The sequence below is a fragment of the Janthinobacterium amylolyticum genome (assembly GCF_051380655.1).
GTDB lineage: Bacteria > Pseudomonadota > Gammaproteobacteria > Burkholderiales > Burkholderiaceae_D > Janthinobacterium.
In genome coordinates, this window is the sequence record NZ_JBNYXL010000018.1 from 26369 (window position 1) to 51174 (window position 24806).

A 24806-nucleotide genomic window follows, 5' to 3' on the forward strand; every position below is an offset into this window, starting at 1 on the left:
TGCATTCTAAGTCGAGTCTGTTTTCAAAACGCTCAGTGTTGTCGCCACCCCACACAGCCTGCCACGCGGCGGCCCGCCGGCACTGGCGCGCCGGCAGGCATTGGCGTATGATGCGCCTCGAACATTGGGGAGTAGTCGTTCCGCGGTCATGCCGCGGGAACCTGTATCAACATGATTGGCCCGCAGGCCATGGTGCAGGTGGTTGCAGAACTTGACGAGACCATTGATCCAGGGCGGCCGCATGGGCCGGAGTCGCCCGTGGATCATTGGTTAATTCGTCCGGCCCACGTACCTCTTGCACTCTCATGGAAGCATTCCTCATCTCCACCGGCATCGTCGGTCTCGCTGAAATCGGCGACAAAACCCAACTCCTGGCCTTTTTACTGGCTGCCAAATTCCGCAAGCCCCTGCCCATCGTGCTGGCCATTTTCGTCGCCACCATCGCCAACCACGCATTTGCCGCCGCCGTCGGCGCCTGGATCACCAGCATGCTGGGGCCGGACGTGCTGCGCTGGGTGCTCGGCGTGTCTTTCCTTGCCATGGCCGCCTGGACCCTGATCCCCGACAAGCTCGATGAGGACGAGACCAGGCTGGCCAAATATGGCGTCTTCCTGACCACCCTGATCGCCTTCTTCATGGCGGAAATGGGCGACAAGACGCAGGTGGCCACCGTCGCGCTGGCGGCGCGCTACCACGACATTGTTTCCGTCGTGCTGGGCACCACCTTCGGCATGATGCTGGCCAACGTGCCGGCCGTCTACCTGGGCGACAAGATCGCCAACCGCGTGTCGCTGCCCCTCGTGCATGGCATCGCGGCACTGGTGTTTGCCGTGCTGGGCGTGGCCACCCTGCTGGGCGCGGGAGCGGCGCTGGGATTCTAGAACAGCATTGAAAATTCCTTATTTACAATGTTCATGTGCATAATTACAATGTCGTCGACATGAACACCGGCGCGCCGTGCCTGACTGGCCAGCGCGCTTTTTTAAGGAATGTATGCAGTTCACAGGAAGAGCGGCGGCACTATGCCTGGCCGCCTGCGCCAGCACCTTGCCGGCCACCAGCGCCGCATCCACGCAGCATCGGGCGCCATCCGGCGCACGGCAAACCGTCCCGGAAGTACGCACGCGCGACCTGCTGCTGTTTGCCGCGGGCCTGATCCTGCTGGCGGGGCGGCGCCGTCCCGGGCACGACAAATGGCAGCACGAGCAGTCGCGGCAAGACGATGTACAGCACGACGCGCCACGGCAAGGCCCCCTCGCGCTACAACAGCAGTAGCACCGCGTACTCGCGGCCCTCGTCGCGCAGGGCGATGCTGTCGCCAGCCTGCGCCACGCCATCGACTGACAATCCCGCGGCGCGTCCCTGCGCCTGTTCCACCGTGATCGCATAGCTGCTGGCGCCAAAGCGGTAATGCAGCTTGAAGCTGCCCCATTCCGCCGGCATGTTCGGCGCCAGGCGCAGCACGTCCGCTTCGCGCGTCAGGCCAAGCAGGGACTCGACGATCAGGCGGTACAGCCAGCCCGACGACCCCGTGTACCAGCTCCAGCCGCCGCGCCCCACGTGCGGTGCCACGGCATACACGTCGGCCGTCACCACGTACGGTTCGACCTTGTAGCGCGCCACCGCCTGCGCATCAACGCCGTGGCGCACGGGGTTGATCATGCGCAGCAGCTCCCACGCTTTTTCACTCTCGCCCATGCGCGCAAACGCCATCGCCGTCCAGATGGCCGCATGCGTGTACTGGCCGCCGTTCTCGCGCACGCCCGGCACATAGCCGCGGATATAGCCGGGATTGAGATCGGATTTGTCGAACGGCGGATCGAGCAGCTGGATCACGCCGGAGTCACGCCGCACCAGGCGCGCGTCGACCTGGCGCATGGCGCCGGCGACCCGTTCCTTGTTGGCGGCGCCCGACAGCACGCCCCAGCTTTGCGAAATCGAATCGATCTGGCATTCCTCGTTCGTGTGCGATCCCAATGGCGTGCCGTCGTCGAAATACGCGCGCCGGTACCACTCGCCATCCCATGCATGTTCCTCGACATTGGCCGCCAGTTTCACGGCTTCATCGCGGCAGAACTGGGCAAACGGCGCATCGCCGCGCAGCACGGCCACTTCGGCAAAGCGCTGCAGCACTTCATACAGGAAGAAGGCCAGCCACACGCTCTCGCCCTTGCCGTGTTCGCCCACCTTGTCCATGCCGTCATTCCAGTCGCAGGAGCCGATCAGCGGCAAGCCGTGCACGCCCATTCGCAGGCCGTGGCGGATGGCGCGCACGCAGTGTTCGTACAGGTCGGCCGACTCGCCCGAACGCACGGGCAGGTCGTAATACGAATCCTCTTCCGGCTTGACGGCGCGCCCCTCGATGAAGGGCGCCACTTCCGACAGCACGTTGACGTCGCCCGTGGCGATCACATAGCGGCAGGCGGCCAGCGGCAGCCACAGATAGTCGTCGGAGCAATGCGTGCGCACGCCGCGCTCCGAAGGCGGATGCCACCAGTGCTGCACGTCGCCCTCGACAAACTGGTGCGCCGCGCACAGCAGCAGGTGCTTGCGCAGCAGCTGCGGCGCCGTATGGATCATGGCCATCGCGTCCTGCAGCTGGTCGCGGAAACCATAGGCGCCGCCCGACTGGTAATAACCGCTGCGCGCCCACAGGCGGCAGGCGATGGTCTGGTACATCAGCCAGCCGTTGGCGATCACGTCAAGCGAAGGATCGGGCGTCTCGATGCGCACGGCGCCCAGGGTCGTTTCCCAGTGCGCGCGCACTTTTTCCAGGGTCGCGCGGGCCGCCTCCTTGCCCGCATGGCGCTGCACCATGGTGCTGGCGTCGGCATTGCGGCGCCCGCCCACGCCGAGGATGAAGACGATTTCACGCTCCTGCCCCGGCTGCAATTCAAATGGCACCTGGATCGCCGCGCACGGGTCCAGTCCCGTGCCGGCCTTGCCGGACAGGCGTACCCGGCGCAAGGCGGCCGGCTGCGCCAGGCTGCCGTTGCGGCCGATGAATTCATTGCGGTCGCAAGTGATGGAACGGATGCTGGCATCCGTATTGAAAAAGCCCACCCGGCCCGAAAATTCCGTGTTGTAGTTGTTGCGCGCGAACAGCGCGCCGCTGATCGTGTCGACTTCGGTGGCCACGTGCATGCCGGACTTGGCGCGCAGGTCGGCCAGTACCCATTCCACATAGCCGGTGACGGACAGCCGGCGCGGCACGCCGCTGTCGTTGCGTACCTTGATTACCGAATATTTGACGGCCGCGTCCAACGCCACGTAGGTGCACAATTCAGTGGCGATGCCCGCTTCGCTGTGCTCGAACACGCTGTAGCCGAAACCGTGGCGCGTGACGTAGTCGCCGCTGCCGCGTGCCGGCAGGGATGAGGGCGACCAGAACTGGCCACTCTGCTCGTCGCGCACATAAAACGCCTCGCCGGACAAGTCGGAGACAGGGTCGTTCTGCCATGGCGTGAGGCGGAATTCATGCGCGTTCTCGCTCCAGGTATACGCCTGCCCGCCTTCCGACACCACCGTGCCGAATTGCGCGTTGGCCAGCACGTTCGACCACGGCACCGGCGTCTGTTGATCCGCACCCGTGGTGATCACGTATTCGCGCCCGTCCGGCGTGAAGCCGCCGAGGCCATTTTCCAGGATCAGTTCGCGCGCGGGCGCCCGGTGCGGCACGCCGGCATGTTCACGCGCCGGTTCCTGCAGCAGTGGCGGCATGCGCAGCACGGGGCTGGGCGGACGCTTGACCTGCTCGGCCAGGGTGCCGCGCAAGTCGCTGATGATGGCGCGCGCCACCGATTGCAGCAAGATGCGGTCTTCATTGGCGATCTGCTCAGCCAGGCGCACGAAGATGCCGCCCGGTCGGTCGATCGCCTGCGCATCGATGCCCGAGGCGATCAGGCCCATGATCTGGTCGTGCAGCAGCTGGCGGTAGCCCGACTGCTCTTCGTACCAGATCACCAGGTCGACGATCAGCCCTTTCAGGCGCCAATAGGCATGCGCCTGTACCATCTGGCGCGCCAGCTCGATATTGGCCGCGTCGCGTATCTGCAGCAGCACGATCGGCAGGTCGCCCGAGATGGCATACGCCCACAGGCCCGACTGGCCCCGCTGGTTCTTGATCAGAATGCTGGCCTCGGCGCGCAGGGCCGCATTCGGATAAATCACGGCATTGGCCAGGCGCGCATACAGCTGCGCATCGGCTTCGCTGGCGTTGAGCTGGCGCAGCACCACCTGGCTGTGCGTCCAGGCCAGTTCGAACACGCGGTCGGCCAGGTGGCGGTCCTGGTATTTGTCGATCAGGTGCAGGGCCGCGTCGCGCTGTTCGGCCATGCCGGTGACGCTGTCGACGGTGACGGCCTGGTCGGGTTCCAGGGTGATGACATAGCGGATGGCCACGACAGGGTCGAGCACCGAACCATGGCCGCCACTCAGCGGGCCGCTTTCCTGCAACGCCTGCGGCAATTGCGCCGTGTTGCCACGGCCAATGAAGCGCGCGCGGTCCGTCTCGAACGACACTTCGTAGCGCTCGATATCATGTACCGTCATCACATGCAGCAGCCACGGCATCTGCTCCTCTTTCGAGCGGGGCCGGCGCGTACATAAAATCGCCTTTTCATGCGCGAGGATTTCCGTCTGCACGAACAGCTTGCTGAAGGCAGGATGGGCCGCATCGGCCGCCGCCGGCGCCATCACCACTTCGGCAAAACTGGTGATCTCGATGCGCCGCTGGCGGTTTGAATTATTGCTGATGCGCGTGCGGCGAATCTCGATGTCGTCCTCGGGCGAGACGACGATTTCCGTGTACAGGTCCAGGCCATGATCGGCGCGGCGGAACTCGGCCCGGCCCTCGGAAAAGATCACCTCGTATTTCTTCGGCTCGGCCAGGGTCGGCTGGTACATGGTGGACCAGACTGCACCGTCGTCGAGGTCGCGCAGGTAGCAGAAATTGCCCCAGTTATCGCGCGTGCTGTCTTCGCGCCAGCGCGTCACGGACAGGTCTTTCCAGCGGCTGTAGCTGCCGCCCGCATTGCTCACCATGACGTGGTAGCGGCCATTCGACAGCAGCTGCGTTTCCGGCACGGCGCTGTTGGCCTGCGTGAGGATGCGCATCGGCATGGCCTGCTCGGGCGCGCCGCTGCGCAGCACCGCCAGTTCGGCCGTATTCGAGTAAAACGCGCCCGCCTGCGGAGTGCGCTCCTGCAGCACCAGCAAGGCCGATTGCAGCAGCGGATCGGACTCGAAACGGCGCTGCATGGGGCGGTCGTGCAGCAGGTAGCTGAGGGCCAGGAAGCCCATGCCCTGGTGGTGCACCATGAACGATCGGATGATGGCGCTGCCCTGCCCGCGCGGCAGGCGCGCGGTGGTGAAATCGATGGCCTCGAAGAAGCCATAGCGGCCCATGTAGCCGGCCGCCTGCATGCGCTGCAGGTTCTGACACGACGCCTCCGGCCGCACCATCAGGCCCATCATGCTGGCATATGGCGCCACCACCAGGTCGTCGGCCAGGCCCCGCTTCAGGCCCAGTCCCGGTACGCCGAAGGCGCGGTATTGATAGTTCAGGCTGGCGTCGACGGTGTTGTAGCCGGACTCGGAAATCCCCCACGGCACGTCGCGCTGGCGGCCGTAATCGATCTGCGCATCGATGACGGAATGGTAGGTCTGGTCGAGCAGGGTATTCGGGTAGTTCGGCATCACCAGGAGCGGCATCAGGTACTCGAACATCGAGCCGCTCCACGACAGCAGCACGGGCTGGCCCGCCACCATGCACAGCTGGCGGCCCAGCGCGAACCAGTGCTCCTGCGGCAGCTGGCCCTGGGCGATGGCGATGAAGCTGGCCAGACGCACTTCGGACGCCAGCAAATCGTAGTAGCTGGGGTCCAGGCGCCGTTCGCTGACGTTGTAGCCGATGGCCAGCAGTTTTGTCGACGGGTTGTACAGGAAGCCGTATTCGATCTGCGCGAAGTCGCGCGCCTGGCCCGCCGCATGGGCGATGTCGCGCATGTAGCGCGCGGCCTGTTCGCGGCCCTGCGCCAGCAGCGCCGCCAGCTCGGACGGCGCGCCTTCCATGCTCTCCAGGTTGGCCAGTTCACGCAGGGTCGGTACGCGCATCAGCGCCGCGTCGACGCCCGCTTGCGCCGCCCAGGGCGCCAGTTGCAGCAACTCGGCCAGCGCCGCGCGGCACTGGCGCGCCAGGGCGCCCGTCCACATCGACAGTTCGCCATCCTCGCTGTGCAAGGTCAGCGACAGCAAGGCGTCGGCGGCGCCATTCGCGGCGGCGAGATAGGCATGCCATTCGGCCAGGCTGGCCGGCGCGGCCGGCGCCTGCAGCAGCGCCATGCTCTCGCGCATGGCCTTGCCTTCGCCTTCGGCGGCGATGCATTCCTGCAGCACCTGCGCCGTCGTGCGGATGCCCTGTACCACTTGCGCGCCGATGATGGGCGCGTCATACAGTTCCACCAGTCCCGGCTGCAGGGTCAGCAGATGGCCGGCCAGGTTGCCGCTGTCTACCGTCGAGATGTACATCGGCTGCAGCGCCTTGAGCGTCTGCGTGTCGTACCAGTTATAGAAGTGGCCCTGGAAGCGTTCCAGCTCGCCCATGGTGTGCAGGGTGGCGCGGCTGCGCTCGATCAACTGGCCCATGCTGATGTAGCCGAAATCATAGGCCGTCAGGTTGGCCAGCAGCGCCAGGCCGATATTGGTCGGCGAGGTGCGGTGCGCCACCACCAGGGTCGGATGCTCCTGCATGTTATCGGGCGGCAGCCAGTGGTCGTCGGGCCCGACGAAGGTGTCGAAATAGGCCCAGGTCTTGCGCGCCACGCCGTGCAGGAAACGGCCCTGCTCGGCCGACAGGCGCGCCACGGCGCGCTCGATCGGGCGGCTGATCCACCAGGCGATGGCGGGGGCGGCGAACCACAGCAGCAGCACCACGGCGGCGGCCGGCAAGGCTTCCGGACGCCAGTGGAGCAAGGCGCCGAAGGTGGCCAGCGCCAGCGCGGGCGAGCACCACATGGCGCGCCAGCTGTCCGCCTGCGAGCCGGAGGAGCTGTGCAGGTTCGAGGCGCGCCAGTCGAGCAAGTGCTTGTGCGACACGCCCAGGCGCCACAGGGTGCGCACGATGGCGTCCAGGCTGATCCACGCTTCGTACGGCAGGAAGACGAGGGTCAGCATGGCATGCGAGAACTGCACGCCGCAGCGCCGCTCGAACGCGGCCAGGTGCTGGCGCCACAGGGTATCGCGCGGCTTGCGCAGCAAATCGTACAGGGCTGAAAACACGGGCGGCAGGAAGATGATGGCCAGCACGGCCGCGCTCCAGAAGGCCACGTGCGGCAAAAAGCCCCACACCAGCAGCAGCGACAAGGTCGTGGCAGGCGCCACCACGCTGCGGCGCAGATTGTCGAACAGCTTCCAGCGCGACAGCATCGACAGCGGGTTACGTTCGCGCTTGCCGGCGCGGCCCGGCACACGGCCCAGCAGCCAGCCGATCAGCTGCCAGTCGCCACGGATCCAGCGCTGGCGGCGACTCACGTCGGCGTCGTAGCGGGCCGGATATTCCTCGTACAGCTGCGAGTCGCTCAAGAGGCCCGCGCGCAGGTAGCAGCCCTCCAGCAGATCGTGGCTGAGGATTTTATTGTCGGGCAGGCGCTGACCCAGCACGCGCTCGAACATGTCGAGGTCATAAATGCCCTTGCCGATGAAGGAGCCTTCATAGAATACGTCCTGGTACAGGTCGGAAACGGTGCGCGTGTACGGGTCGATACCGGGTTCGCCGCCGCACAGCAGCTCGTAGCGCGAGGCGTTCGCGCTGGGCAGCGCCACGGCCACGCGCGGCTGCAGGATGCCGTAGCCGGCCACCACGCGGGTGCCGGCCGCGTCCAGCACGGGACGGTTCAGCGGGTGCATCATGGTGGCGATGAATTCGCGCGCCGCGTCGCGCGGCAGCAGTGTATCCGTGTCGAGCGTGATCACATACTTGATGGTGCGCAGGCCGCGCAACTCGCCTTCCACCAGCGAGAATTTGTCGCGCGCGCCGCCGCGCAAAAACGCGTGCAGGTCGGAGAGCTTGCCGCGCTTGCGCTCCTGCCCCATCCACGCATTCTGCTGCGAATTCCACAGGCGCGGACGGTGCAGCAACAGGAACGGTCCCACGTGGCCCAATGCATCGGGGTCGGCCGGGTCGCCATTTTCCTTGTACTCGACGCCTTCCACGCGGTATTTGTCATTCAGTGCGCGGATGGTCTCCTGCGCCTGGCGCAGCAGGGCGTCGTCGCCCGGCAAGGTTTGCGCCTGCGCGTCGACAAAGTCCGTCAGCAGGCAAAAGCGCAGGTTCGGATCGCGGTTGGCCAGGTAGCGCACTTCCAGCGCCTCGCACAGGGCCGCCACGTTTTCCTGGCTGTAGATCAGGGTCGGCACGACGACAATACCGCGCGCGTCCGACGGAATGCCGCCCTGGTAATCCATGCGCGGCAGCGGGTGCGGCGACGTCATCAGGGTCGCCAGCCAGTTCACCACGGCCACGGACAGCTGGCTGCTGCCCAGCAGCGCCAGCACGCCCAGCGCCGCCAATGGCCAGCCCTGCACGCCGTGGCGCACGGCGCGTTCGAGCAGCAGCGCGCTGGTGGCCAGGGTCATAAAGGCGATCGCGCCCAGGTAGACGGCCAGCGGCGCGGCGCGTGCCGTATGCTGCAGCGCCTCGACAAACGGCAATTTGGCGCCGGCCTGCTTTTCCAGCACCAGCACGCCACGTCCGACCAGGTAGAAGCCGATGTGGCCGCGGCGCGCATCGTTGCCGTTGCCATGCGTGTGCGCCAATTGCACCACCATCTCGGCCACTTCCACTTCGCTGCGCGCGCTGCGCTTGGCGATGCGTTCGATGGCGTGGCGGTAGCTGTCGCGCGTGGCGAAATCCATCAAGCCATACGTGCCGGCCGGGTCCAGGCGCAGGGTTTGCTCGACCACGCTCATGGTCTCGACGAATTCCTGCCAGTCCATGGTGCCGAGAAAACGCAGGCTGCCGATGCTGTTGGCGATCGAGACCTGGTCGGCAGCCTGCTGCCCGATCTCGGACTGGATCTGCTGCTCGATGGTGAGGCCCGATTCGGCCAGCTTGTGCGTCAGCCACGACAGGGCCAGGGTGAGCGACGGACTTTGCCCCTGCAGGCGGCGCGACAATTCCGCCACGAAGGCACTGGTGATGGGCGGATTCGAGCGCGCCATGTCGGCCACCAGCAGGATCAAGCCGCTGGGATTGCGCTCGGCTATTTCCGTCATCTGGTCGGCCCAGGTATTGGCCAGGTCGCGCTGCATGCGGTCGTCGGCCACGCGCACGGCCACGCGGCGCAGGTTCTCGATCAGCGCCAGGCGCAGCATGATGGGCACGGCCCACAGTTCCCCAAGCGTGAGCGTGGCCACGTCCTGGTAGGCCTCGACGAAGTGGCACAGGTTTTCCAGGTCGACCCTGCCATCGCCATGCGAGATGATTTCCAGCGCGATTTTATACACGCGCGGGCAACCGGCATCCGTGCCGGAAGTGAGCCGAGGCAGCTCCTTGCTGTAATTCTTCGGCAGGTGGCGCCGCGTGGTGCGGATCTGTTCTTCGATCAGGTAAAAATTATCCAGCAGCCATTCCGAGGCGGGCGTGACCTGGCGCCCGCTTTTCACCGTGGCCGTCAATTCATTGACGGTGGCCGTGATCAGGGCCGCGTTGTCGGCCAGGCGCGCCAGCAGGCGGTCGCGGCCATGATGCCGCCCCACCGCATGGCCGGCGGCCACGTGCTTGCCATGGGCGGCCATCTGCATGGCGCTGAACAATTCCGAGCGCAAGGGCAAGGCATCGTCGCGCGCGGCGTCGAAGGTATCGGGTGCAAGGGTATGGTCGCGGAAGATTCCCCTGGCTTTGGAAATCTGTGCCTTGATTTGCTGCGTGACGACTGCTGTGTACTCTTTCAACTTGGGCCTCGCTAGGTGCGCGCAGGCAGCCAGCGGCCGCCGTCACGCTGGCCCAGTCTGGAAGAACACGATCGGACACTGGCGAAAACGGAAAGCGAAGCGCCGGAGCGTTGCGACGAATCTCAGGGTATAGGGAGATTTTCTGAACTTCATCGTAGGGGCGCGCCGCGCGCAAGACCGTGCGCTAGCGTACACACCCGGCGTTTTAGGCGTGTGTCGGCAAAGAAAGTGGCGGGGTGAACGGGGGAAAGATGCCGGGAGGAAATGAACTGGCGAAAACCCACGACCGCACCGCGCCTGGGAGCGCGCGGTGCAAGGTCATGCAGGAACTACTGGCGATCTCAGGCAGCGATGGCCAGCGGATGATGCGTCGCTTCCGCCATGGCCATGCCACCGTTGAGCTGCCATGCCGCCGCATGGCCCAGACGGCGCAGGCAGGCGCTAGCGCGCGCGCTGCGGTTGCCGCTGCGGCAGAAAAAGACCAGCGGACGCTGCGGCTGCTGCAGCCAGGCGGCCACCTGCCCCGCCAGCCGGCTCAAGGGCACGCTGCGCACTTCGCAGCCGGCGAAAACGCCGCCGGCGCAAGCCGCATGCTCGTAGGCCTCGCGCACATCGACGAGGACGGCGTCGGGGTGCTGGCGCAAAAAGGCCGGCAAGCCAGCCGCGTCGAGCTGCAGTTCGGCGGCGGGCGCCACGCCGGCATCCATGGCGCGCGCGGTGCCGCAGATGGTGCCGTCGTCGTGCGCCGCGCACAGTATCGTGTCCTGTGTCACCAGGCCCGCATCAAGCAGCGAGGCGATGCGGTGCGGCGCCAGGGCACCGGTGAAGGCGAAGCGTTGCTCCAGCAGGTAGACGTGCGTGTCGCCATATTCCACACGGCGCAGGCGCTGCTGTCCCAGCGCCAGTTCGCCGCTGGCCCCCAGGTCGCCCACCTGCTCGATGGACAGTTCCTGCAGCAGCGCCAGGCGTGCCGCGCCGTTGTCAACGGGCCGCGCCGTATGCACGATGGCGCGCAAATCGAGCTGCTGGCAACGGATGAAGGCGGCCAGGCGCGGCACCAGCGCGGCGGCAGGGTCGATGACGACACAGGTGGCGCTGGCCGCGTCGCTGAGCAGCCAGGTGCACTGGCCGTCGACACTGAGCTGGATGACGCCGTCCTGTGCGCCATCGTGCGGCGATGGCGCCAGCGCCGACGGCAGCAAGCAGCTGCTGCGCAATGCTTCGCCGCAGCGCTCGATGCGCGCGCAGGCGGCGCCAACCGTCGCCGCGTCGATCAGGGGGCCGAACGACAAACGGATGGCGGAACTGGCGCGCCACTGCGGCACGTGCATCGCTTCGAGCACATAACTGGGGAGGGCCTTGGCGGCGGAACAGGCGCTGCCCGAACTGACGCGCACGCGCGCGGCGTCGAACAGGTCCAGCAATTCCTTCGAGGACAGGCCAGGCACGGAAAAATTGAGCGTGGTCGGCAACGACAAGTCGAACGGCATGTTGAAGACGATGCCGGGGAAGGCGTGCTCCAGGCTGGTCACCAGCTGCGCGCGGAACGCGGCCAGGTCGGCGTGGCCACGGAAGGTCGTGCCGTCTTCCAGCGCGGCCAGCACGGCGCCCAGCGCGGCGATGCCGGCCATGTTTTCCGTGCCCGAGCGCTGGCCAGCCTCCTGGCCGCCGCCCATCATCAGCGGCGTAAATGGCGCGCCGGCACGCACGTACAGCATGCCGATGCCCTTGGGCGCATACAGTTTGTGGCCGGAAAACGGCGCGTAATCGATACGCGTGGCGGCCAGGTTCAAGGCCAGCTTGCCCAGCGCCTGCACGCAATCGACCATCCAGTAGGCGTCCGCGCCACGCTGCCGCAGCAGCTGGGCGATGGCCGACAAATCGCTGATGACGCCCGTTTCATTATTCGCCGCCATGGTGCACAGCATGGCGGCGTCGCCGATCAGCGCACCGAGGGCCTGCAGATCGTGGAGCCCGTGTGCATCGACGGGCAGCTTGCGCACTTCCAGGTTCAGGCCCAGCAGACGATTCCAGTGCGCCAGGCTTTCCGGCACGGCCTTGTGCTCGGTGGCGCCATACAGCAGCAGGCTGCCGATGCGCTTGCCCGCATCGCGCCGCTCGCGCAGCGCGCACAGGGCGGACAGCACGGCCGTCTGGATGCCCTCGGTGGCGCCGCTGTTGAACATCAATCGCCCCTCGCCCACGCCCAGCAGGCGGCTGGCGCGATGGCGCACGCCATCCATCATGGCCTTGGCCTGCAAGCCCGTCGCGTGAGTGCTGCTGGGGTTGCCAAAGCCCTGCTCCATCGCCTGTCTGGCGGCGGCAACGGCGGCAGGCAGCACGCAGGTAGTGGCATTGCTGTCGAGGTAGATTTCTTTCATGATGGCAGTCCGGGCATTCTATAAAAAGGGGCAGCGCTAGCGGCTGAAACATATCTACAGTCTAGCGGCGGCGGCCCATGAAGATATGCCAAACAATGCTGCAAATACGCTACCATGCAGCATGTATATGCTACAAAATGGAAAATGGCAAAATGAATTCCCCTAATGCCTCCCTCGACAAATTCGACTGTGCCATCCTGGCCGCCCTGCAGCAGGACGGCACCCTGTCGATCGCCGCCCTCAGCGAGAAGATCGGCCTGTCCAGCACGCCCTGCTGGAAGCGGGTCAAGCGGCTGGAGGAAGACGGCTATATCGAAAGCCGCGTGGCCATCGTCAACCGGCAAAAAGTGGGCTTGCCCGTCACCGTCTTCGTCAGCGTGCGCACGGGACAGCACGATGAAAAATGGCTGCGCCGCTTTGCCGCCGCCGTCATCGTCTTGCCGGAAGTGCAGGAATTTCACCGCATGAGCGGCGACATCGATTACCTGCTGAAAGTCGTCACCACCGACATCAAGGGCTACGACACGTTTTATAAAAAACTCATCAAGGCGGCACAGCTGACGGGCGTATCGTCCGCCTTTTCCATGGAACAAATCAAGTGCAGCACGGAACTGCCGCTGGAATTGATCGCCCACGGCTTGCCGGCCTGACGGATTTCCCCGCAGGGCGCGCAAGCATGAAAAAACGCCATGATTGACTGTTTTTCACGTTGCCGCAATGCAACATGAATGAGCGGTAAGCAGCATTGGTGCGGCGGTGCGCGCGGCGCGGCCGGTATACTGGCACCTTGCCTGCCCGCTTTTCTGCCTAATATTGTGCAGGCCATCCTTCAAGGTCTTTCATGTCTCTGCTTCGCCGTCTCTCCATCCAGAAAAAACTCCTGTTCAGCATGGGCTTGTGCCTGCTGCTCTTTATGGCGATCTCGTCTTTTCTCAGCGTGCGCATGAGCAGCGATTACGTGCGCGAGCGCGTCGTCGGCCAGGAATTGCCGGCGCAGGTGGGTGAAATCCGCAACGACGTGCTGCGCCAGATCAGCCAGCCCCTGTCCGTGGTGCAAACCATGGCCAACGATGTTTACCTGCAGGACTGGGAAGATGCGGGCCTGCCCGACAGCGGCATCGCCACCTTCCAGCGCTACGCCAAGGTCGTCAAGAAAAAGAACAAGGCCGCCTCGATCAACTGGGCCTCGGCCAGCACGGGCAAGTATTTCACCACGGACGGCTTGCTGCGCACCCTGGACAAGAACCAGGCGGCCGACCAGTGGTTCTATGGCTTGCTGGCCGGCGACAAGGCTTACACGCTCGACATCGACAAGGCGGAAAACTCCAGCGACCTGATGCTGTACCTGAATGCGCGCGGCCAGACGGCGGGCGGCAAGCAGATCGCCGCCGGACTGGGCCTGTCCATCAATGCGCTGGCCGACACCATTCGCAGCTACAAGATCGGCCAGACTGGCCACGTCTACCTGGCGCGCGCCAACGGCATCGTGCTGGTGCACCGCGATACAAAGCTGGCCGACGGCAAACATGCATTGAAGGATCTGCCCGGCTTTAGCGAAGCCTTGAGCAAGAGCCTGTTGACGGGCACCAAATATGTCTCCGCCATCTACGACGCGCCGGCCGGGCGCCAGTTCGTCGCCGCCTCGTTCGTGCCGGAATTGAATCTGTATGTGATGGCGGAAGTGCCGGAAACGGAAGTGCTGGGCAATGTCACGCGCTCGGCCCTGATCGCCGCGCTGATCGCTGGCCTGGTCGGCGGCGGCATCGCCCTGGTCATCATTTACGTGATCAGCCGCGCCATCGCCGCGCCCGTCGCGCGCGCAGCCGGCATGCTCAGCGAAATCGCCAGCGGGAATGGCGACTTGAGCCGCCGCATGCCCGTCGAATCGGAGGACGAAGTCGGCGCGCTGGCCGCCGCCTTCAACCGTTTCGTCGCATCGCTGAACGTGACGATACGCGAAGTTCGCGACAGTACCGGGGCCATTGCCAGCGCATCGAGCCAGATCGCTTCGGGCAACCTGGACCTGTCGGCGCGCACGGAAGCCCAGGCATCAAGTCTGGAAGAAACGGCGGCGGCCATGGAAGAACTCACGTCGACCGTGAAACAGAATGCGGACAATGCGCGCCAGGCCAACCAGCTGGTGGTGTCGGCCTCGGGCCACGCCGTCAAGGGTGGCGACGTGGTGGGGCAAGTGGTGCAGACGATGGGCGAAATTACCGAAAGTTCGCGCAAGATCGCTGACATTATCGGCGTCATCGACGGCATTGCCTTCCAGACCAATATCCTCGCCCTGAATGCGGCCGTCGAGGCGGCGCGCGCAGGCGAACAGGGTCGCGGCTTTGCCGTGGTGGCCACCGAGGTGCGCAACCTGGCGCAGCGCTCGGCGGCGGCGGCGAAGGAAATCAAGGACTTGATCGTCGATTCGGGCAGCAAGGTGGAAGCAGGCAGCAAGCTGGTCGACTCGGCCGGCGCCACCATGCAGGACATCGTCGTCTCCGTGCAGCGCGTCGCCGACCTGATGGGAGAAATCGCCTCGGCCAGCCAGGAGCAAAGCCAGGGCATTGCGCAAGTCAACGCTACCGTCACGCAGATGGATGATGCGACCCAGCAAAATGCGGCCCTGGTGGAAGAAGCGGCAGCCGCGGCCCAGTCACTGCAGGATCAGGCCGGCCGGCTGGCGCAGGTGGTCAGCGTGTTCAAGCTGGAAGAAACGGGACAGGCAGCGCAGCCAGCGGCCAGCCGGCCCACGCCGCCCAAGGCTGTGCGTGCATCGATCGCCACCACGCGCACGCCGGCCGCGCGCCCGGCCACGCCGGGCAGCGATGCATGGGAAGAGTTTTAAGGCTGCCGCTTCACGTCATTACATCGCGGGCGCCTTGACGCTGGCCGCCTGCTTGAAGAAGTCATAAATGCCGCTCTCGCTCATGCGGCGCGCATTCGCCAGTTCGCCGCCCTTGGTGGCATACAGCACCTGGTTGTTGTCGCTCGACACCAGCACGGCGGCCGGAATGCCCTTCTTGAGCGGGTTGCCATAGGCATGCGCCACATCCAGGTTATGGTCGAAATTGCCCACGTCCACCTTGACCACCTTGAACTGCTGCTGCATCAGCTCCGCGTTCTTGCCTTCCTTCAAGGCCCGGTCGAGCGCGCGGCAATCCTCGCACCAGTTGGCGCCAAAGATCAGCAGCACGGGCACGTGGGCAGCCTTGGCCTCGGCCAGCGCATGGGCCACGTCGGCCTTGGCATCGGCGGCCGCGTTGTACGGCAGGTGCGGCGTGGCGACGGGATTGCTTGGTGTTGGCGCGGCAGCAACAGCGGTGCCGGCCAGCAGCACACTGGCGAGAACGGTAGAAAGGATGGAAGCGCGCATGCGGAACTCCTGTGAAATAAGCGTGAGGCCAACTGAACAGATGCCAGCAGGCATGGCCATTTAGAATATGCCTGCCTACAGGAAATATCCACAATTTAATTGCACTGTGCTTATACGAAAAACGCATAAGCAAGACCAGGAGCATGCATTGACCAAGCAAAACCAGCTGCCGCAACCACTGTGGAGCGCCGCACGCATGCTGCGCAGCGCCTTCCCGCCCGGCATCCCCGACACGGCGTATGGACCCGTGCTGGCCTTGTTATATGAACACTTTTCCGACCGCCATCTGGCACAGCTGATGGCGGACGCCACGGGCAAGGATGCGGCGCGCGTGCTCAATGACATCCATGCGTGTGCCGGCAGCAAGCCCGGCACCGCCGCCACCGACAGCATCAGGGAGCTGCTGAACCAGCACGGCCTGCAGGCCGTCTGCGCGGAAGATTGATACCGGCAAGATGGGCACTTGCCGGCAGCAAAACGGCACGCATGGGATAATGACGGGCTTAACCGAGCAACGCGTCTGGAACGCGCCCTCCCCATCATGACGACATCTTTCCTGGCACGCTGGCTGCCGCAACCGAACAACGGCAGCCGCCGCGAACAGGCGCGCGCCTGCGCGGGCGCCATCTGCGGCTTGCTGCTCACTGGCCTCATCTGCCATTTTCTGCTGGCGCCCGACAGTGCCAGCGTCTACCTGATCGCCCCCATGGGCGCCTCGGCCGTACTGCTGTTCTGCCTGCCTGCCAGCCCCCTGGCCCAGCCATGGTCGGTGGTGGGCGGCAATGTGGTGTCCGGTCTGGTGGGCGTGGCCTGCGTGAAATGGCTGGGACCCAGCGTGGGCGTGGCGGCGCTGGCCGCCTGCCTGGCCATTGGCGCGATGTTCGCCCTGCGCTGTTTGCACCCGCCGGGCGGCGCCGTGGCGCTCACCACCGTGGTGGGCGGCGCCAGCGTGCATGCGGCCGGCTTTGAATTCGTCTTCATCACCGTACTGTTCAATTCCGCCGTGCTGGTCGCTTGCGCCGTGCTGTACAACAACCTGACGGGACGCCGCTATCCGCACATCCAGCAACTGGTGGCGCCGCATCCGCACGCCACCAAGGATGACGTGCCCAGCGCGCGCCTGGGCTTTTCGCCGGACGATCTCGATGCCGTGCTGCGCCAGCACGGCGAAGTGCTGGACATCAGCCGCGATGATTTGCAGGCCATCTTTTTGCAGACGGAAATGCGCGCCTACCAGCGGCGCTTCGGCGTCATCACCTGCGCCGACATCATGTCGAAGGACGTGCTCAGCGTGGAATTCGGCACGCCTTTGGATGTTGCCTGGCGTACCATGCGCGAGCACGAGGTGGGCGCCCTGCCCGTCGTCAATCGCGCGCGCCGCGTCATCGGCATCATCACGCAGACGGATTTTTTGCGTCATGGCGGCCTCGACGATTACCAGGGCATGCGCCAGCGCCTGCGCAGCCTGCTGCAGCGCAGCGGCCTGTCGCATACCGACAAGCCGGAAGTGGTGGGGCAGCTGATGACGCCGTCACCGCATACGGCCCGCCTGGGTACGCCCATCATCGACCTGGTGCCCCTGATGGCCGACGCCGGCTACCACCATATTCCCATCCTCGATGACGAAGAGCGCCTGGCCGGCATCATCAGCCAGTCCGACCTGATGGCGGCCCTGTACGAAAGCCGCTTTGCCGAGGCCGCCGCATGACGGCGTTCCAGGCGCTGCTGACCGGCGCCGATGGCGGTCCGGCCGGCACGCCCGTCAGCGCGCATTTCTTCGGCAGCCAGCTGGCCGTCGATGCGCCCGGCGTCACCGTTGACGTCGGGCAGCTGATCGTCAGCGTGGGCGGCGTCGATGGCCCGGAACTGTTCCTCAACTGGCTCGACGGCCAGGGCCGGCAAGCGTCGCTCAAGCCGCTGGCAGCCGGCGACCTCGCCATCGTCCTGAACGAGGCGCCGGCCGCGCTGCAGCCGCAGCTGCAGCGCCTGTGGAACGAGCGCCAGCGCAACCGCCGGCAAGTGTCGGGCTGGCTGGCAGCCTTGACGGGCGCGGGCGTCGTTGCCGCCGCCTTGCTGTGGTGGCAAGGCGGCAATGCCATCGGCGCGCTGGCCGGCCTGATTCCCCTGTCGACGGAAAAGCAGCTGGGCGAGCTGGCCCTGGCGCAGGTGCGCGCGCAGGGCGGCATCGTCGAGAAGGGGATCGCGCAGCAGACGGTGCAGGATATCGGCCAGCAACTGACGGCCGGCTCGCGCTACTCCTACCGCTGGCTGGTCAAGAACGATGAGAGCGTCAACGCGTTTGCCATGCCCGGCGGCATCATCGTCGTGCATACGGGCTTGCTGCGCCAGGCGGCCGATCCGGGCGAGCTGGCCGGCGTGCTGGCGCATGAAGTGCAGCACGTGGAACAGCGCCATTCGCTGCGGCAAATGATCAGCAGCCTGGGCTGGGGCGCGCTGGTGGGCGTGACCATCGGCGATATCAGCGCCGTGGCCGCCATGCTGGCGCACCAGGCCGGCACCCTGTATTTCAGCCGCGACATGGAAGAAGAAGCCGACCGCCTGGGCTTGCTCGCCCTGCAGCGCGCGCAGATCCGTCCCGATGGCATGCTGCGCTTTTTCCAGAAGCTCGATGACAAGGACCAGGCGAAGGTACCGGGCTGGATTTCCTCGCACCCGCAGACGGCGGCGCGCGCGCAGCAAATCCGCAGCCTGATCGCCGCCACCCCCTGCCCCGCCTGCCGTCCCTTGAGCAGCAGCCACTGGCAGGGCATGAAAGCGGCCCTGCCGCCTACGGCAAAATAGCAACATTCCTCTCGTACAATTTATCCAAACGCAGCAGGCAATCGCGTATGCTTACGCCCCGGCTGCTCCTTCGCGACCGGCCACCCCGACTCCGCTACGCCCCGTTCATTCCCTCCTTACAAAGGACATCGCGCATGAAGCATCGTATTGCCGCCGGCACCCTCGGCACCCTGGCCGTCTCCCTGCTACTCGCCTACGCGCCCATGGCGCAAGCGGCCCCGGCCGCAGCCAAGGCCGCCGTTGCGCCCGCCGCGCCTGCCACCAGCGCGCCACAAGCCAAACAGCAGCTGCAAGTGCTGGCCGACCAGTACTACGATGCGCTGGCCCGTTTCGAGCCGATCGGCGCCACCGAAAGCGGCGACAACCGTTTTGACGACCAGATCGGTTCCGCCATCGTGCCTGCCGCGCGGGCAAAACAGTTTGCGTTGTATCACCAGTACCAGAAAACCTTGCGCGCCATCGCCCGCGCGCAGCTGTCGCAGCAGGACCAGATCAACTACGACATTCTCGACTATGAACTGGCGACGGCGCTGAGCTTCGAGCGCTTCCCCGAACACCTGCTGCCGCTGAACCAGATGGACAGCATGCCCGTCACCCTGGCCAACTATGCGGGTGGCGAGGCATCGCAGCCGCTGACCACGGTCAAGGAATACGACGCTTACCTGAGCCGTATCGGGCAATTGCCGGGCTGGATCGACCAGGCCATCGCCAACATGCAAGTCGGCATGCAGAAGGGCATCGTGCTGCCGAAAGCGCTGACGGAATCGGCCTTGCCGCAATTTAAAAAACTCGTCAGCGCCACGCCGCAGGACAGCGTTTACTACACGCCCATCAAGAACTTGCCGGCCAGCTTTTCCGCCGCCGACAAGGCGCGCCTGACGCAAACCTACACCGTCATCATCGAAGCCAAGCTGATGCCGGCCCTGCAGCGCCTGGCCACCTTCATGGAACGCGACTACCTGCCGGCGGGCCGCGGCAGCAGCGGCTGGAGCGCCCTGCCCGATGGCGCCGCCTGGTACCAGGCGCGCGTGGCCAGCAGCACCACCACGGACATGCAGCCGGAACAGATCCACGCCATCGGCTTGAAGGAAGTGGCGCGCATCCAGGAACAATACGCCATCGTCGGACCGAAGATGGGCTACAACGGCCCGGCCGCCGGCCTGCCCGTGTGGGTCTCGCAACAGGCGAAATACCGCCCGTTCAAGACGGACCAGGAAGTGCTGGACGTCTACCGCAAGATGAATGTGCTGCTTGACAGCAAATTGCCCGCCCTGTTCACCTTGGTGCCGAAGGCGCCGCTGGACTTGCGCCTGGAACCTGAACTGAGCCGCGACACGGCCGCCGACCACTACACGGCGCCGGCCGCCGACGGTTCGCGTCCGGGCGTTTTCTGGTCTGTTGTCACGGATCCGACACTGTATGGCGACACGGGCATGACCACCCTGTTCCTGCATGAAGGCAAGCCTGGCCACCATTTCCACCTGGCGCTGGTGCAGGAGATGGACTTGCCGAACTTCCGCCGCTTCGGCGGCAACAATGCCTTCACGGAAGGCTGGGCCCTGTACGCGGAAACCCTGGGCAAGGAAATGGGCCTGTTCGACGATCCGGCCCAGTATTTCGGCCACCTGAACGACGAGATGCTGCGCGCCGTGCGCCTGGTGGTCGACACGGGCTTGCACACCAAGGGCTGGACGCGCGAGCAGACCATCAAGTACATGCGCGATACGCTCGGCTACGACGCCGTGGCCAGAAGCGAGACGGAACGCTACATGGCGTGGCCGGGCCAGGCGCTCGGCTACAAGATCGGCGCCCTGAAAATCGTTGAACTGCGCCAACGCGCGCAGCAGGCGCTGGGCGACAAGTTCAGCCTGCCGAAGTTCCACGAAGTGGTGCTCGGCGATGGCACCCTGCCGTTGAAACTGCTGGAAGCCAAGGTCGACCGCTGGATCGCGCAGCAGAAGTAAACGCACCAAGTACGCTAGCCCGGTAAGCTAGCCCGTTCTGCAATAGCGGCGGCCCCAGCCAGGGCCGCCGCTTTTTTTCGCGCCGATACTTGATCTGGCACAGAAGCGTGCATAAAACAGCGCATCCCACGCACGCCTGCCGGAACGCCTGCCAGACAACGCTGCCTAATTCCCACACACAGAAGGGAGGCAGCATGCAAAACGAAGACAGGAGCGACGGCGCCACGGCGCGTCCGCCAACATGGCAACAGCAGCCGGCCATGCCGGCGGAAACATCCGCCGCATTCGAGAATGGGCACGACGGCATTCTTCATTACACCAGCGCGCGGGGTCAGCCGGACGGGCACATGCAGCGGCACATTCCCCAGGAGCGCGCGCGCGGCAACACGGCCATGATCAGCGCGCTTGGCTGGCTCAGCATCGGCCTGGGCCTGGCCCAGCTGCTGGCACCGCGCAGCCTGGCGCGGGCCAGCGGCCTGACGGGTGTTTCCCCCCTCTGGATACGCGTCATCGGCCTACGCGAACTGGCCTGCGGCGTGGGCCTGCTGCGTGGCGAGACCCGTCCGGCATGGCGCTGGTCGCGCGTGGCTGGCGACGCCATGGATCTGTCGCTGCTGGGCGTGGCCATGACCAGCCGGCGCAATGCGCGCGCGCGACTGGCGACCACGGCAGCGGTGGTGGCCGGCGTGACGGCCATCGACTATCTCGCCAGCACGCAGCTGGCGCCGCGCAAGCTGAGCGAACTGCCGGGACCTGGCGAAGAGGGGCTGGCGCTGCAAAAGAGCGTGATCGTCAACCGCTCCGCCGATGATTGCTACCGCGCCTGGCGCGACCTGGAAAACCTGCCCCGCTTCATGCCCGGCCTGCAGTCGGTGCAGGTGATCGATGCGCGCCGCTCGCGCTGGAACAGTGTCGAGGGCGTCTGGATAGGCGAACTGACGCAAGAGCGTCCGGGCCAGGGCATGCGCTGGCGCGCGGCCGAGAACCATGCGGAAACGGGCGCGCTTGAACTGGCGCCGGCGCCAGGCGGGCACGGCACGGTGGTCACCCTGCAACTGCACATGCAGGCGCCCGTCGGCAAGGCAGGCGCAGCCATCGCCGGCCTCTTCAGCCAGGCGCCCGCCTACAAGATCGACACCACCTTGCGCCGCTTCAAGCAGTGGATGGAAACGGGCGAAGTCAGCACCACAGAGGGCCAGCCATCGGGCAAACGCAGCTTCAAGACGCGGCTGCTGGACAAGGCTGCAAACAAGGCTGGCAACAACGCCGGCAACAAGGCACATGCTGCCGGTACGCAAACGAACGGAGGTCTGTCATGAAAGCCAATTGCTGGCACGGCAAGCGCGACGTGCGGGTCGAGCAGGTGCCCGATCCCGCCATCCTCAATCCGGGCGACGCCATCATCAAGGTCAGCTCCACGGCCATCTGCGGCTCCGACCTGCACCTCTACAATGGCGTCGTGCCAACCATGGAGCAAGGCGACATCCTCGGCCATGAGTTCATGGGCGAGGTAGTGGAAGTGGGTGCCGCCGTGCGCAAGCTCGAGGTGGGAGACCGGGTCGTGGTGCCGTTTCCCATCGCCTGCGGACGCTGCTTTTTCTGCGAACAGCAGCTGTATTCGGTGTGCGAGAACTCCAATCCGAACGCCTACATGGCGGAAAAGATGTGGGGCCACTCGGGCGCCGGCATCTTTGGCTATTCCCACCTGACGGGCGGCTACGCGGGTGGCCAGGCGGAATACGTGCGCGTGCCCTTCGCGGACGTCGGCCCCATCAAGGTGCCGGACGAGCTGAAGGATGAACAGGTGCTGTTCCTCTCGGACATACTGCCGACCGGCTACATGGCGGCCGAGGCCTGCGACATCGCACCGGGCCAGGTGGTGGCCGTGTGGGGCTGCGGCCCCGTGGGACAGTTCGCCATCCAGAGCGCCCTCCTGCTCGGCGCGGAGAGGGTCATCGCCATCGACCATTATCCTGAACGACTGCGCATGGCGCGCGAACTGTCCGGAGCGGAAACCCTGCATTTCGATGCGGTGGACGTGCCCGATGCGCTGCGTGAAATGACGGGTGGACGGGGTCCCGACGCCTGCATCGATGCGGTCGGCATGGAAGCCCACGGTTCCGGCATCAGCTATCTCTACGACCGCCTCAAGCAAACGATGAAGCTGGAGTCGGACCGTCCCACGGCCTTGCGCGAAGCCTTGATGGCTTGCCGCAACGGCGGCGTGGTCTCGGTGCCCGGGGTCTATGGCGGCTTCAGCGACAAGATTCCATTCGGCTCCATCATGAACCGTTCACTGACCATCAAGACGGGGCAAACGCATGTGCAGCGCTACATGCAGCCCCTGCTGGAACGCATACAGCGGGGCGAACTTGATCCCGGCGCCATCATTTCCCATCATCTGCGCCTGGACGAAGCGCCGCATGGCTACGACATCTTCCAGAAGAAACAGGAGCAATGCATCAAGGTGGTGCTGCATCCGGGACAGTAAGCGCCTTGTCCGGACCGCATGGCGCGAACCTGCGGACGCCGGCTAAGCCTGGCCTGGCGCCGGCAGCCTATCAGACCAGCAGCGCGGCGCTCATCGAACGCACTTCCTCGTTTGATTCGGCCAGGATGCTTTGCAGGGTCTCGTTGTCGATAATGAAATCGATGACGGAGTCGGACGGCGTGAGCATTTCCACGAAAGTCGCCTGCAGTGGCGAGGCCACGGGCGAGAGTTGCTTGGCCAATAACAAGGTGTCGAGCAGGGAGTCGGGCGGGATGGACAGCAAGCCGTCGCGCAAGCCCTCGATGGCCTCGCTAACGGCCAGCGGAATCAGCAGCTTCTTCATGACTTCGCGCGAAATGATCTCTTCGGCCGATTCCATCCAGTGGTCGGCGTCGTCATCGAGCAGGCCGGGAAACTCGTCGGCGCGCGACAGCAGGTAAAAGCCGCCTACTTCATGCACGATGCCCGCAAACAGGGCGGTATCGGGATCGACGTTGGTGATGCGGCGGGCAATCACATGCGCCAGCGCCGCCACATGGGCAGTATGTTCCCACAGCTGGGTCGCCTTCTGGCGCAGCACGGGATCGATGATCTTGCTGCCGAACTGGCGCACCACCATGGCCGCCACCAGCGCATACAAGTTGCGGTAGCCCATGCGCATGACGGCGGCGCGTACGCTGGTCACGGGCGGGGCGTCGCCGCGGCTGTAGACGGCCGAGTTGGCCAAGGCCACGGTGCGCGCCGCCAGCAGCGGTTCGGCCAGGACCAGCTTGATCGCATGGTCAATATGGCAGTCCGGTTCGGCCAGGGCCAGTTGCAATTGCAAGGCGGAATTCACGCTGGTGGGGAAGGTCAGTTCTCCCCGCACCGCCTGGGAAACGATCAAGCCAAACGCCTGTAATTTATTCATCATACGATCAATCCGCCTCAGATATTATTCCAGCAAACAATTTCACTTTATAGCAGAAAGTGTTTGCCAGGCCAGTCCGCTTAAAAAACAGCTGGCATGCCATTTGGCTGCAAGGTGTCGTCTTTTAATGCCAATGCCTGCAACTCCGTTTCATCGCCAATTACAAACAGCTTAGGCTGCTGCAATACCTGCAGCAAGAATGGCTGGCCTTCGCGCAAGCGGCGCCGATAATCGGCCAGCGTATATAAGTTGGGATTGATTTTACGCCGCAAGGTTCGCTCGGCCGGAGCCAATCCCGTTAATAAATCACCGTAATTGGCTTCCTCGCCAATCAGCAGCAGGTCGACGGCACTGCCCGGCAAATCCTGTCCTTTCGCCATGGCGCCATACACGAAGGCCAGCTGCAGCTGCGCGCGCAGCGGCGCCAGGGTGGTGCTGAGCACACCGACCAGGCCAAAGGTCTTTTGCACCAGGCCACTCAACTCCGGATATACCAGACTTTCCTTGTTTGGCCAGAAGCGCCGCACATTCCCAATGCGCTCGGACGTGATCAGGCCCGACTCGTGCAGACGACGCAACTCGCGCTGTGCCGAAGCGCTGCCCAGGCCAGTCAGGCGCATGATCTCGTTCAAATGAAAGCCTTCATTCACGCGGACAAAGAGCAATCCCAGCAGTTTCTGCTGGGCGGGAGTAAACAGGGCTTGGGCAATCATGCGCCAAATCTTAGCATGAATAAACTGGAAACTGGCGCGTCAGCGGGAATCGCCGGCCATGGCGCAACAGTGCGACACCACGTCGTTTCTCCCTCAACCGCGCCTGAGCGCGCCGCGCCAAAAACGCCGAACGGTGGCGGCGTCACATGGTCAAAAAACTTGCAGCGCCATGCGCGCTTGTGAGCGCTCACTGCGCATACCGCGTCTGGCCGCAAAGCACCACG

Annotated in this window: 15 protein-coding genes and 1 riboswitch; of the genes, 10 read left to right on the plus strand and 5 right to left on the minus strand. The window is 65.1% G+C overall.

Annotated features, from left to right (window positions below; genetic code table 11):
• Window positions 1-114 precede the first annotated feature (114 nt).
• Window positions 115-284, plus strand: a riboswitch (yybP-ykoY riboswitch).
• Window positions 285-305: 21 nt separating this feature from the next.
• Both ACQ4WR_RS27415 and ACQ4WR_RS27420 read left to right on the plus strand, forming a co-directional pair.
• Entirely contained in the window at window positions 306-881 is a 576-nt protein-coding gene (locus tag ACQ4WR_RS27415) for a TMEM165/GDT1 family protein (RefSeq protein ID WP_102292797.1), read from the plus strand.
• A 112-nt stretch (window positions 882-993) separates the two neighbouring features.
• Window positions 994-1275: a hypothetical protein gene (locus ACQ4WR_RS27420; protein WP_436491196.1), complete on the plus strand. Its 282-nt coding sequence runs from the start codon at window positions 994-996 to the stop codon at window positions 1273-1275.
• Here the strand turns inward: ACQ4WR_RS27420 and ACQ4WR_RS27425 are convergent.
• Window positions 1261-9888: a glycoside hydrolase family 94 protein gene (locus tag ACQ4WR_RS27425; protein ID WP_436491215.1), complete on the minus strand. Its 8628-nt coding sequence runs from the start codon at window positions 9886-9888 to the stop codon at window positions 1261-1263. The genes ACQ4WR_RS27420 and ACQ4WR_RS27425 overlap by 15 nt on opposite strands.
• Before the next feature lie 404 nt (window positions 9889-10292).
• The gene (locus tag ACQ4WR_RS27430) at window positions 10293-12332 is read right to left on the minus strand and encodes an aminotransferase class V-fold PLP-dependent enzyme (protein WP_436491198.1); all 2040 of its coding nucleotides are present in this window, start codon (window positions 12330-12332) and stop codon (window positions 10293-10295) included.
• A 152-nt stretch (window positions 12333-12484) separates the two neighbouring features.
• Here ACQ4WR_RS27430 and ACQ4WR_RS27435 point away from each other — a divergent pair, with 152 nt between their 5' ends.
• Together ACQ4WR_RS27435 and ACQ4WR_RS27440 are read left to right on the plus strand one after the other, a co-directional pair.
• Window positions 12485-12982: an Lrp/AsnC family transcriptional regulator gene (locus ACQ4WR_RS27435; protein WP_070223410.1), complete on the plus strand. Its 498-nt coding sequence runs from the start codon at window positions 12485-12487 to the stop codon at window positions 12980-12982.
• 191 nt (window positions 12983-13173) lie between these two features.
• Window positions 13174-15174 (plus strand): methyl-accepting chemotaxis protein, encoded by a 2001-nt coding sequence (locus ACQ4WR_RS27440; RefSeq protein ID WP_436491200.1) that lies wholly within the window; start codon window positions 13174-13176, stop codon window positions 15172-15174.
• Between the two features lie 18 nt (window positions 15175-15192).
• Here the strand turns inward: ACQ4WR_RS27440 and ACQ4WR_RS27445 are convergent, their stop codons facing one another.
• Entirely contained in the window at window positions 15193-15702 is a 510-nt protein-coding gene (locus tag ACQ4WR_RS27445) for a thioredoxin family protein (RefSeq protein WP_219726773.1), read from the minus strand.
• Between the two features lie 148 nt (window positions 15703-15850).
• On the opposite strand from ACQ4WR_RS27445, the gene ACQ4WR_RS27450 reads away from it, so the two are divergent.
• From ACQ4WR_RS27450 to ACQ4WR_RS27475, 6 genes are all read left to right on the plus strand, one after another.
• A complete protein-coding gene (locus tag ACQ4WR_RS27450; protein WP_180979267.1) occupies window positions 15851-16147 on the plus strand; it encodes a DUF3349 domain-containing protein in 297 nt (98 codons plus the stop codon).
• A gap of 96 nt (window positions 16148-16243) precedes the next feature.
• Window positions 16244-17410 carry an HPP family protein gene (locus ACQ4WR_RS27455; protein WP_436491203.1) on the plus strand — a complete coding sequence of 389 codons (1167 nt, stop codon included), beginning with the start codon at window positions 16244-16246 and terminating at the stop codon, window positions 17408-17410.
• Window positions 17407-18504, plus strand: a complete 1098-nt coding sequence (locus ACQ4WR_RS27460; RefSeq protein ID WP_436491205.1) for a M48 family metallopeptidase — start codon at window positions 17407-17409, stop codon at window positions 18502-18504. Before ACQ4WR_RS27455 ends, ACQ4WR_RS27460 begins: the two co-directional genes overlap by 4 nt.
• Before the next feature lie 134 nt (window positions 18505-18638).
• Window positions 18639-20468: a DUF885 domain-containing protein gene (locus tag ACQ4WR_RS27465; protein WP_436491207.1), complete on the plus strand. Its 1830-nt coding sequence runs from the start codon at window positions 18639-18641 to the stop codon at window positions 20466-20468.
• Window positions 20469-20662: 194 nt separating this feature from the next.
• Window positions 20663-21787 (plus strand): SRPBCC family protein, encoded by a 1125-nt coding sequence (locus ACQ4WR_RS27470; protein ID WP_102292805.1) that lies wholly within the window; start codon window positions 20663-20665, stop codon window positions 21785-21787.
• Window positions 21784-22959 carry a zinc-dependent alcohol dehydrogenase gene (locus ACQ4WR_RS27475; protein WP_102292806.1) on the plus strand — a complete coding sequence of 392 codons (1176 nt, stop codon included), beginning with the start codon at window positions 21784-21786 and terminating at the stop codon, window positions 22957-22959. The genes ACQ4WR_RS27470 and ACQ4WR_RS27475 overlap by 4 nt, the downstream gene beginning before the upstream one ends.
• Window positions 22960-23029: 70 nt before the next feature.
• On the opposite strand, the gene ACQ4WR_RS27480 is transcribed toward ACQ4WR_RS27475, so the two are convergent.
• Window positions 23030-23869, minus strand: coding sequence for an HDOD domain-containing protein (locus ACQ4WR_RS27480; protein WP_102292817.1), 840 nt, complete (start codon window positions 23867-23869; stop codon window positions 23030-23032).
• 80 nt (window positions 23870-23949) lie between these two features.
• Complete coding sequence (locus ACQ4WR_RS27485) at window positions 23950-24582, minus strand: transcriptional regulator (RefSeq protein ID WP_102292807.1); 633 nt, start codon at window positions 24580-24582, stop codon at window positions 23950-23952.
• Window positions 24583-24806 lie beyond the last annotated feature (224 nt).

Coding starts and splice junctions, on each gene's coding strand:
- ACQ4WR_RS27415 (WP_102292797.1), top strand. CDS start 306: ATGGAAGCATTCCTCATCTCCACCGGCATCGTCGGTCTCGCTGAAATC.
- ACQ4WR_RS27420 (WP_436491196.1), top strand. CDS start 994: ATGCAGTTCACAGGAAGAGCGGCGGCACTATGCCTGGCCGCCTGCGCC.
- ACQ4WR_RS27430 (WP_436491198.1), bottom strand. CDS start 12,332: ATGAAAGAAATCTACCTCGACAGCAATGCCACTACCTGCGTGCTGCCT.
- ACQ4WR_RS27435 (WP_070223410.1), top strand. CDS start 12,485: ATGAATTCCCCTAATGCCTCCCTCGACAAATTCGACTGTGCCATCCTG.
- ACQ4WR_RS27440 (WP_436491200.1), top strand. CDS start 13,174: ATGTCTCTGCTTCGCCGTCTCTCCATCCAGAAAAAACTCCTGTTCAGC.
- ACQ4WR_RS27445 (WP_219726773.1), bottom strand. CDS start 15,702: ATGCGCGCTTCCATCCTTTCTACCGTTCTCGCCAGTGTGCTGCTGGCC.
- ACQ4WR_RS27455 (WP_436491203.1), top strand. CDS start 16,244: ATGACGACATCTTTCCTGGCACGCTGGCTGCCGCAACCGAACAACGGC.
- ACQ4WR_RS27460 (WP_436491205.1), top strand. CDS start 17,407: ATGACGGCGTTCCAGGCGCTGCTGACCGGCGCCGATGGCGGTCCGGCC.
- ACQ4WR_RS27465 (WP_436491207.1), top strand. CDS start 18,639: ATGAAGCATCGTATTGCCGCCGGCACCCTCGGCACCCTGGCCGTCTCC.
- ACQ4WR_RS27470 (WP_102292805.1), top strand. CDS start 20,663: ATGCAAAACGAAGACAGGAGCGACGGCGCCACGGCGCGTCCGCCAACA.
- ACQ4WR_RS27475 (WP_102292806.1), top strand. CDS start 21,784: ATGAAAGCCAATTGCTGGCACGGCAAGCGCGACGTGCGGGTCGAGCAG.
- ACQ4WR_RS27480 (WP_102292817.1), bottom strand. CDS start 23,869: ATGAATAAATTACAGGCGTTTGGCTTGATCGTTTCCCAGGCGGTGCGG.
- ACQ4WR_RS27485 (WP_102292807.1), bottom strand. CDS start 24,582: ATGATTGCCCAAGCCCTGTTTACTCCCGCCCAGCAGAAACTGCTGGGA.